At 58.9% G+C, this 7182-nt stretch carries 8 protein-coding genes and 1 tRNA gene; 4 read left to right on the plus strand and 5 right to left on the minus strand.

All coding sequences use genetic code 11. From position 1 onward, the window contains the following. Nucleotides 1-6: 6 nt before the first annotated feature. Nucleotides 7-1749: a proline--tRNA ligase gene (locus KBF66_RS07645; RefSeq protein ID WP_296654732.1), complete on the minus strand. Its 1743-nt coding sequence runs from the start codon at nt 1747-1749 to the stop codon at nt 7-9. A gap of 92 nt (nt 1750-1841) precedes the next feature. Here KBF66_RS07645 and KBF66_RS07650 point away from each other — a divergent pair, with 92 nt between their 5' ends. Continuing rightward, on the plus strand, nt 1842-2459 hold the full coding sequence (locus tag KBF66_RS07650; RefSeq protein WP_296654733.1) for an RNA pyrophosphohydrolase: 618 nt from the start codon (nt 1842-1844) through the stop codon (nt 2457-2459). A gap of 7 nt (nt 2460-2466) precedes the next feature. Beyond that, nucleotides 2467-2952: a CNP1-like family protein gene (locus tag KBF66_RS07655; RefSeq protein ID WP_296654734.1), complete on the plus strand. Its 486-nt coding sequence runs from the start codon at nt 2467-2469 to the stop codon at nt 2950-2952. A gap of 6 nt (nt 2953-2958) precedes the next feature. Here the strand turns inward: KBF66_RS07655 and proB are convergent, their stop codons facing one another. The 4 genes from proB to rplU form a co-directional block, all read right to left on the minus strand. Beyond that, complete coding sequence (gene proB / locus KBF66_RS07660; protein WP_296654735.1) at nt 2959-4095, minus strand: glutamate 5-kinase; 1137 nt, start codon at nt 4093-4095, stop codon at nt 2959-2961. A 46-nt stretch (nt 4096-4141) separates the two neighbouring features. Further along, the gene (cgtA, locus tag KBF66_RS07665) at nt 4142-5224 is read right to left on the minus strand and encodes an Obg family GTPase CgtA (RefSeq protein ID WP_296654737.1); all 1083 of its coding nucleotides are present in this window, start codon (nt 5222-5224) and stop codon (nt 4142-4144) included. Nucleotides 5225-5302: 78 nt separating this feature from the next. Then, complete coding sequence (gene rpmA / locus KBF66_RS07670) at nt 5303-5563, minus strand: 50S ribosomal protein L27 (protein ID WP_296654738.1); 261 nt, start codon at nt 5561-5563, stop codon at nt 5303-5305. A 16-nt stretch (nt 5564-5579) separates the two neighbouring features. Next, nucleotides 5580-5891 carry a 50S ribosomal protein L21 gene (gene rplU / locus KBF66_RS07675; protein WP_296654740.1) on the minus strand — a complete coding sequence of 104 codons (312 nt, stop codon included), beginning with the start codon at nt 5889-5891 and terminating at the stop codon, nt 5580-5582. Nucleotides 5892-6104: 213 nt separating this feature from the next. Here rplU and KBF66_RS07680 point away from each other — a divergent pair, with 213 nt between their 5' ends. Then, entirely contained in the window at nt 6105-7034 is a 930-nt protein-coding gene (locus KBF66_RS07680; protein ID WP_296654752.1) for a polyprenyl synthetase family protein, read from the plus strand. 21 nt (nt 7035-7055) lie between these two features. Continuing rightward, nucleotides 7056-7132 (plus strand) — tRNA-Pro (locus KBF66_RS07685). Nucleotides 7133-7182 lie beyond the last annotated feature (50 nt).

A 7182-nucleotide genomic window follows, 5' to 3' on the forward strand; every position in this document is an offset into this window, starting at 1 on the left:
TGACGTTCACCCGCTCAGCTTGGCAAGCAGATGGGCGGCAATGTCGGTCAGTGGCACCGGGCTGGCACTGGCGTCGCGGCGGTGCTGGTATTCGACATTGCCTTCCTTGAGCGCGCGGTCACCAATGTTGACGCGGTGTGGTACGCCAATAAGTTCCCAGTCCGCAAACATGGCGCCGGGGCGCTCGCCGCGGTCGTCCAACATCACATCAACGCCGGCGGCAAGCAGTTCGGTATACAGCCGCTCAGCGGCGGATTTGACCTCAGGTGACCGCTCGGCGTTGATCGGGCAGATCACCACGGTGAACGGTGCCAGCGCATCGGGCCAAATGATGCCGCGCTCGTCGTGGTTCTGCTCGATGGCGGCGGCAGGCAGGCGGGTGATGCCGATGCCATAACAACCCATTTCCATCAGCTGCGGCTTCCCATTCTGGTCAAGAAAGGTGGCTTTCATGGCCTGGCTGTATTTGGTGCCGAGGTAGAACACATGGCCGACCTCGATGCCGCGCTCGATCGACAGCACCCCTTGGCCGTCGGGAGAGGCGTCGCCCGCCACCACGTTGCGCAAGTCGGCAATCAGATCTGGTTCGGGCAGGTCGCGGCCCCAGTTGACGCCGGTGATGTGAAAGTCGGGCCGGTTGGCGCCACAAACCCAGTCGCTCATCACGGCCACTTCGCGGTCCACCACCAGTTTCACCGGCTTTTGCAGGCCGATCGGCCCAAGATAACCGGGTTTGCAGCCAAAGTGGTCTTCAATTTCAGCCACCGTGGCAAAGCGGAAAGCACCCAGACCCTGCAGTTTGCCGACCTTGACCTCGTTCATGTCGTGGTCGCCGCGCAGCAGCAGCAGCCAGACCTGGGTTTTGAGCACCTCACCCTTGTCGCCCAGGGTGTCGGTAGCCAGTACCAGTGATTTGACGGTAGTTTGCAGTGGCACACCCAGCATCTCTGCCACGTCGGCACAGGTGCTTTTGCCCGGGGTCGGGGTTTGCGTCATGGGTTGCGAGGCCGCAGCGCGTGGGCTTGCCGGGGCCAGCGCTTCGGCTTTTTCCATGTTGGCGGCGTAGTCGCTGCCCGGGCAATAGACGATGGCATCTTCGCCGGTGGCGGCAATCACCTGGAACTCTTCGCTCAGATCGCCGCCAATGGCACCGCTGTCAGCCGCCACGGCACGGTAGCGCAGACCAAAGCGGTCAAAAATGCGCCGGTAGGCTTTGGCCATCACCTGGTAGCTGGCCTTGGCTGAAGCCTGGTCGCGGTCAAAACTGTAGGCGTCTTTCATGATGAACTCACGCCCGCGCATCAGGCCAAAGCGCGGGCGGCGCTCGTCGCGGAATTTGGTCTGGATCTGATAAAAATTCTTCGGCAGCTGCTTGTAGCTCTTGATCTCCTGGCGGGCGATGTCGGTCACCACTTCTTCGCTGGTGGGTTGCACCACAAAGTCGTTGCCGTGGCGGTCCTGGATGCGCAACAGCTCTGGCCCCATCTTCTCAAACCGTCCGGTTTCCTGCCACAACTCGGCGGGTTGCACCACGGGCATGGTGAGCTCGACGGCCCCTGCGCGGTTCATTTCCTCGCGCACGATCTGTTCGACTTTGCGCACCACGCGCAGCCCCATCGGCATCAGGGTGTAGATGCCCGCACCGAGCTTTTTGATCATGCCGGCGCGCATCATCAGCTTGTGGCTGACCACTTCGGCGTCGGCGGGGGCCTCTTTGAGGGTGGAAATAAAGAACTGGGAGGCTTTCATGGCGGCAATCTGGAAATAGTCAGGGTTGACACTCTTGATGCAAAGCAAAGGCTGTGCATAATGGTCACAGTTTAAAAATTTGGGGTTTGATTATGCTTGACCGAGACGGCTTTAGGCCGAACGTCGGCATCATCCTGCTCAACCAGAAAAATCAGGTGTTTTGGGGCAAGCGTATTCGTACGCACTCCTGGCAGTTTCCGCAAGGTGGTATCGATCGGGGAGAAACGCCCGAGCAGGCCATGATTCGGGAACTGCACGAAGAAGTCGGGCTGCAACGTGAGCACGTGCGCATTGTGGCCCGCACCCGTGACTGGTTGCGCTATGAGGTGCCGGACCGTTTTATCCGCCGGGATTCGCGCGGGTTTTACAAAGGACAAAAGCAGATCTGGTTTTTGTTGCAACTGGTGGGTCACGACTGGGATTTGAATCTGCGTGCCACCAATCACCCGGAGTTTGATGCCTGGCGTTGGAACGACTATTGGGTTCCGCTTGAGGCGGTGGTGGAGTTCAAGCGTGAGGTGTATGTGATGGCGCTGACCGAACTGTCACGTTATGTGCCGCGCAGTGACCATCGCAACCGTTTTTTGCGCCAGGGTATACGGCCACTGGAATCCGAACAAAGTTATGGTGACATTCCTGACGCCTGCTTTGAACTGCCGCCGGGAGCGAGTTTTCAGCCTGATCCGCTGTCGGGGAACGAGCGTGGCTAAACAACACATGATGATTTGGTTGCGCCAAGTCTTCGTCCTGGCCCTGCTTGGAGGCAGTTCCTTGGCGCAGGCGCTGATTGTCGATATGGACCCGGATTGGCAGGAGACCGAGGTGCCAGCGCCACCGGCCTTCAGCCGAGACAAGTTGCTGCCGCTGGAAATGCCGCCCTACGTCAGCCTGCAGTTTGGTATTGATCCTGCGAGCCTGGCTGTCACGCCTGATGGTATCGTGCGTTATGTGGTGGTCGCCCGCAGCACCAGTGGTGCCGTGACGGCGTTTTATGAGGGTATCCGCTGCGCCACTGCTGAGTTCAAAACTTATGCGCGGGCCAACAACGAGGGTGTCTGGACCCGCCCCAATAGCGTCGAGTGGCGTGCCCTCAGCGCCAATGTGCCCTCCAAACACCCCATTATTTTCGCCCGCCAGGCCGCGTGTGATGGGGCAACGGCCGCCAGCTCGGTGGCCGATATCATCCGTGCCCTGAAGAGGTAAGTCGGCTTAGCGACTCAGCACCAGATTGTCGCGGTGCACCATTTCGGGCTCAGCCATGTAGCCCAGCAGCGCTTCAAACGCGCTGGATGGCTTGCGACACAGCAAGCGTGCCTCGGCACTGGCATAGTTGGCCAGGCCCCGCGCCACCTCGGTACCGTCGTCGGCACGGATGGCAATGACATCGCCGCGAGAAAAGTCGCCATCGACGGCAGTCATGCCCACCGGCAGCAGGCTTGAGCCGCCACTGCGCAGTTTTTGCACCGCACCGGCGTCCACCGTGACCGAACCGCGCATCTGCAGGTGGTCAACCATCCACTGTTTGCGTGCCTGGGTTTTTTGCGTTGGTGCCACCAGCAGGGTGCCGATCGACTCGCCCTGACTCAGGCGCAGCAGGACATCGGGCTCGCGACCCCAGGCGATCACGGTTGAGGCACCCGAACCAGCAGCGCGCTTGGCGGCCAGGATTTTGGTGATCATGCCGCCTCGCCCCAGGCTGGAGCCGGCACCACCTGCCATCGCCTCCAGCGCCAGGTCCCCTGCGCGCGCAACACGGATAAATTGTGCCGCCGGGTCCTTGCGCGGGTCGGCGCTATAGAGACCACGCTGATCGGTCAGGATCACCAGTGCGTCCGCCTCCACCAGATTGGCGACCAGGGCACCGAGGGTGTCGTTGTCGCCGAACTTGATTTCATCATTGACGACGGTGTCGTTTTCATTGATGACCGGCAGCACGCCGAGCTTGAGCAGCGTCAGCAGGGTGGAGCGCGCATTCAAATAGCGCTCGCGATCGGCCAGATCCGCGTGGGTCAGCAGCACCTGGGCGCTGCCCAGGCCGTTTTCGCGCAACTTGGTTTCGTACATCTGGGCCAGGCCCATCTGGCCCACTGCGGCTGCGGCTTGCAACTCATGGATTTCGTGCGGCCGGGTCTTCCAGCCCAGACGTTTCATGCCTTCGGCGATGGCACCACTGGAGACCATGATCACCTCACGACCCTGCAGCACCAATGCTGACAACTGGCGTGCCCACTCACCAATGGCGGACTCATCCAGACCACGCCCTTCGTTCGTCACCAGGCTGGAGCCCACCTTGACCACCACGCGGTGCGCATCGCGCAGGATGGAAGCATCGAAAATATTTGGCATTTTCAGGCCTTAGCCCTTATTTTAAAAGCGGATGCAGCTATAAAAATTATTGAGATTGATGGGGGTCCGTGTCGACTGCAAAACGTGGATCAATGACTTCAGGCGCCAGCTCGATCTTTTGCTGGGCGCTGATGTGCTGGTACACCGCTTTGATCAGTGGCTCGCAGCCTTCACGCGTCAAGGCCGAAATTTCAAACACCGGGCCCTTGAACTTGAAACGCTTGATAAAGTCTTTGATCAGCGCCGCGCGTTCTTCAAGTGGCACCATGTCAAGCTTGTTGAGCACCAGCCAGCGTGGCTTGTCGTACAGTTTTTTGTCGTATTTTTTCAGCTCGTTGACAATCGCCTTGGCCTGCGCCGCAGTGTCAATGGCATCGTCAAAGGGGGCCATGTCGACCACATGCAAAAGCAGGCGGGTACGCTGCAAGTGGCGCAGAAACTGGTGCCCCAGCCCCGCCCCCTCGGATGCACCTTCGATCAGACCCGGCAAGTCAGCCACCACGAAACTCTGCTCTGGCGCTACGCGGACCACTCCCAGATTGGGGTGCAGGGTGGTAAAGGGGTAGTCCGCGATACGGGGTCGCGCATTGGAAATGGCGGTAATCAGTGTGGACTTGCCGGCATTGGGCATGCCCAGCAGGCCGACGTCAGCCAGCACCTTGAGTTCGAGCTTGAGGTTGCGCTTTTCGCCTGGCCAGCCAGGTGTTTTCTGGCGTGGTGCTCGGTTGATCGCACTTTTGTAACGCAGGTTACCAAAGCCACCGTCGCCGCCTTTGGCGATGGTGATGACCTCGCCCGGGTTGAGCAATTCAAACAGCACTTCGCCCGATTCAGCGTCGGTGATGATGGTGCCCACCGGCATTTTCAGCGTGATGTCATCGCCGGCCGCACCAAACATGTCGGAGCCCATGCCGTGCTGGCCGCGTTGCGCGTCGTAGCGGCGCGAAAACCGGTAATCCACCAAGGTGTTGAGGTTGGGGTCGGCCACCGCAAACACGTGACCACCGCGACCGCCGTCACCCCCGTTGGGTCCGCCAAATTCTTTGTATTTTTCGTGCCGGAAAGAGACGCAGCCGGCACCGCCGTCTCCGGCAGAGACGTCAATGTAGGCTTCGTCGACAAATTTCATAAGGTTCGATCGGGTTTCAGAAACAAAAAACCCCGCGCGTTGGCGCAGGGTCCTGCTGGGTAAAAGCCGCGGGCCAGATCAGGCAGCTGCCGTCACACTCACGGTTTGTTTGTTCAATGCGCCTTTGGTGGCAAAAGCCACATGGCCGTCCACCAATGCAAACAGCGTATGGTCTTTGCCGATGCCGACATTGGAACCAGGGTGGAACTGGGTGCCACGCTGGCGCACGATGATCGAGCCCGCGCTGATCAGCTCACCACCGTAAGACTTCACACCGAGCATTTTGGGCTTGGAATCGCGCCCGTTTCGCGTAGAGCCGCCGCCTTTTTTGTGTGCCATGATTCTCTTCCTAAGATCAGCCCGAGATTGCGCCCACCAGCAGTTCGGTGAACTGCTGACGATGCCCTTGACGTTTTTGATAGTGTTTGCGACGGCGCATCTTGAAAATGCTGACCTTGTCGTGTTTGCCATGCGACACCACCGTGACGCTGACCGTTGCACCGGACACCAAGGGCGTACCGACTTTGAGTTCAGCACCGTTACCGACTGCCAAAACCTGGTCGAACACAATCTCCTGGCCAACGTCCGCAGCAATCTGTTCTACTTTAATTTTTTCGCCAGCAGCAACTCTGTATTGTTTGCCACCGGTTTTTATGACCGCGTACATAAAGAACCTCTTGAAATGAATCTTCGCAAACGAATTTTTGCGAAGCCCGGCATTATGTCACAGATCAACCGGGCGAATAGGCGCAACTATTGGCCAGGTTCGACATCGACCCCGGCTGACAATCTTGGATAATCTGCGCATTTAATCGGACCATTTGTCTTGCAAGCCACCAACAAAAGCACATCGTCGTTGCTCTCGATCATTGCGCCAGACATGCAGCAAGTCGACCGGGTCATTGCCCAGCGACTTGATTCTGGCGTGCCATTGGTGGGTGAAGTGTCGCGTTACATCATTTCTGCCGGTGGCAAACGTTTGCGGCCGGCTTTATTGCTGCTGATTTGTGGTGCTTTGCGGTATACCGGCACGCAGCATTTCAATCTGGCGGCAGTGGTTGAATTTATTCACACTGCCACACTGTTGCATGACGATGTGGTGGATGCGTCGTCGTTGCGGCGCGGCAATGCCACCGCCAACGAGACCTTTGGCAACCCGGCCAGTGTGCTGGTGGGAGACTTTTTGTATTCCCGTGCTTTCCAGATGATGGTGGACGCCAACAGCATGCGCATCATGCAGGTGCTGGCCGATGCAACCAATATCATTGCCGAAGGCGAAGTCATGCAATTGATGAATATGCATAACGCCGGGCTGGACGAGGCGGGGTACCTGCAGGTCATCCGGTCCAAAACTGCCAAACTCTTTGAAGCCAGCGCGCGCGTCGGTGCCATTCTTGCGGATGCATCCCCCGATCTGGAGGCCGCTTGCGCCGAGTACGGTCAAGCCATGGGGACGGCATTCCAGGTGATTGACGATGTACTTGACTACACCGGCGATGCCGCCGTGATGGGGAAAAACCTGGGCGACGATCTTCGCGAAGGCAAGACCACTCTGCCGTTAATCGCCGCCATGCGGCGTGGCAACGACCAGGAGCGAGCGCTGATCAAAAATGCCATCGAAACCGGTGACGTGGTGTTGATTGACCAAGTGGTGCAAGTGGTCAGGAGCACGGGCGCCCTTGAGGCCGCGCGACTGGCTGCTGCAACGGAAGCCGAGCGTGCCATTGCCGCTGCGCGCCGTTTACCGGCGGGCGACCACACCGCCTGTTTGCTACAATTGGCCGCTCAGTTGCTAGAGCGCCAGTCCTGACGGGATAAACGCAAAACAATTCGGAATGTAGCGCAGCCTGGTAGCGCACTTCGTTCGGGACGAAGGGGTCGGAGGTTCGAATCCTCTCATTCCGACCATATAAATCAACGGGTTAGCAGCTTTTAATTGCTAACCCGTTTTGCTTTAC

Origin of the sequence: Rhodoferax sp. (assembly GCF_018063565.1) — a bacterium.
Classification (GTDB): Bacteria; Pseudomonadota; Gammaproteobacteria; order Burkholderiales; family Burkholderiaceae_C; genus Rhodoferax.

What these genes read in the sequence shown, in the direction of transcription:
- rpmA (WP_296654738.1), bottom strand. Translation starts at nt 5,563, where the DNA reads ATGGCACACAAAAAAGGCGGCGGCTCTACGCGAAACGGGCGCGATTCC.
- proB (WP_296654735.1), bottom strand. Translation starts at nt 4,095, where the DNA reads ATGCCAAATATTTTCGATGCTTCCATCCTGCGCGATGCGCACCGCGTG.
- KBF66_RS07650 (WP_296654733.1), top strand. Translation starts at nt 1,842, where the DNA reads ATGCTTGACCGAGACGGCTTTAGGCCGAACGTCGGCATCATCCTGCTC.
- rplU (WP_296654740.1), bottom strand. Translation starts at nt 5,891, where the DNA reads ATGTACGCGGTCATAAAAACCGGTGGCAAACAATACAGAGTTGCTGCT.
- KBF66_RS07655 (WP_296654734.1), top strand. Translation starts at nt 2,467, where the DNA reads ATGATGATTTGGTTGCGCCAAGTCTTCGTCCTGGCCCTGCTTGGAGGC.
- KBF66_RS07680 (WP_296654752.1), top strand. Translation starts at nt 6,105, where the DNA reads ATGCAGCAAGTCGACCGGGTCATTGCCCAGCGACTTGATTCTGGCGTG.
- cgtA (WP_296654737.1), bottom strand. Translation starts at nt 5,224, where the DNA reads ATGAAATTTGTCGACGAAGCCTACATTGACGTCTCTGCCGGAGACGGC.
- KBF66_RS07645 (WP_296654732.1), bottom strand. Translation starts at nt 1,749, where the DNA reads ATGAAAGCCTCCCAGTTCTTTATTTCCACCCTCAAAGAGGCCCCCGCC.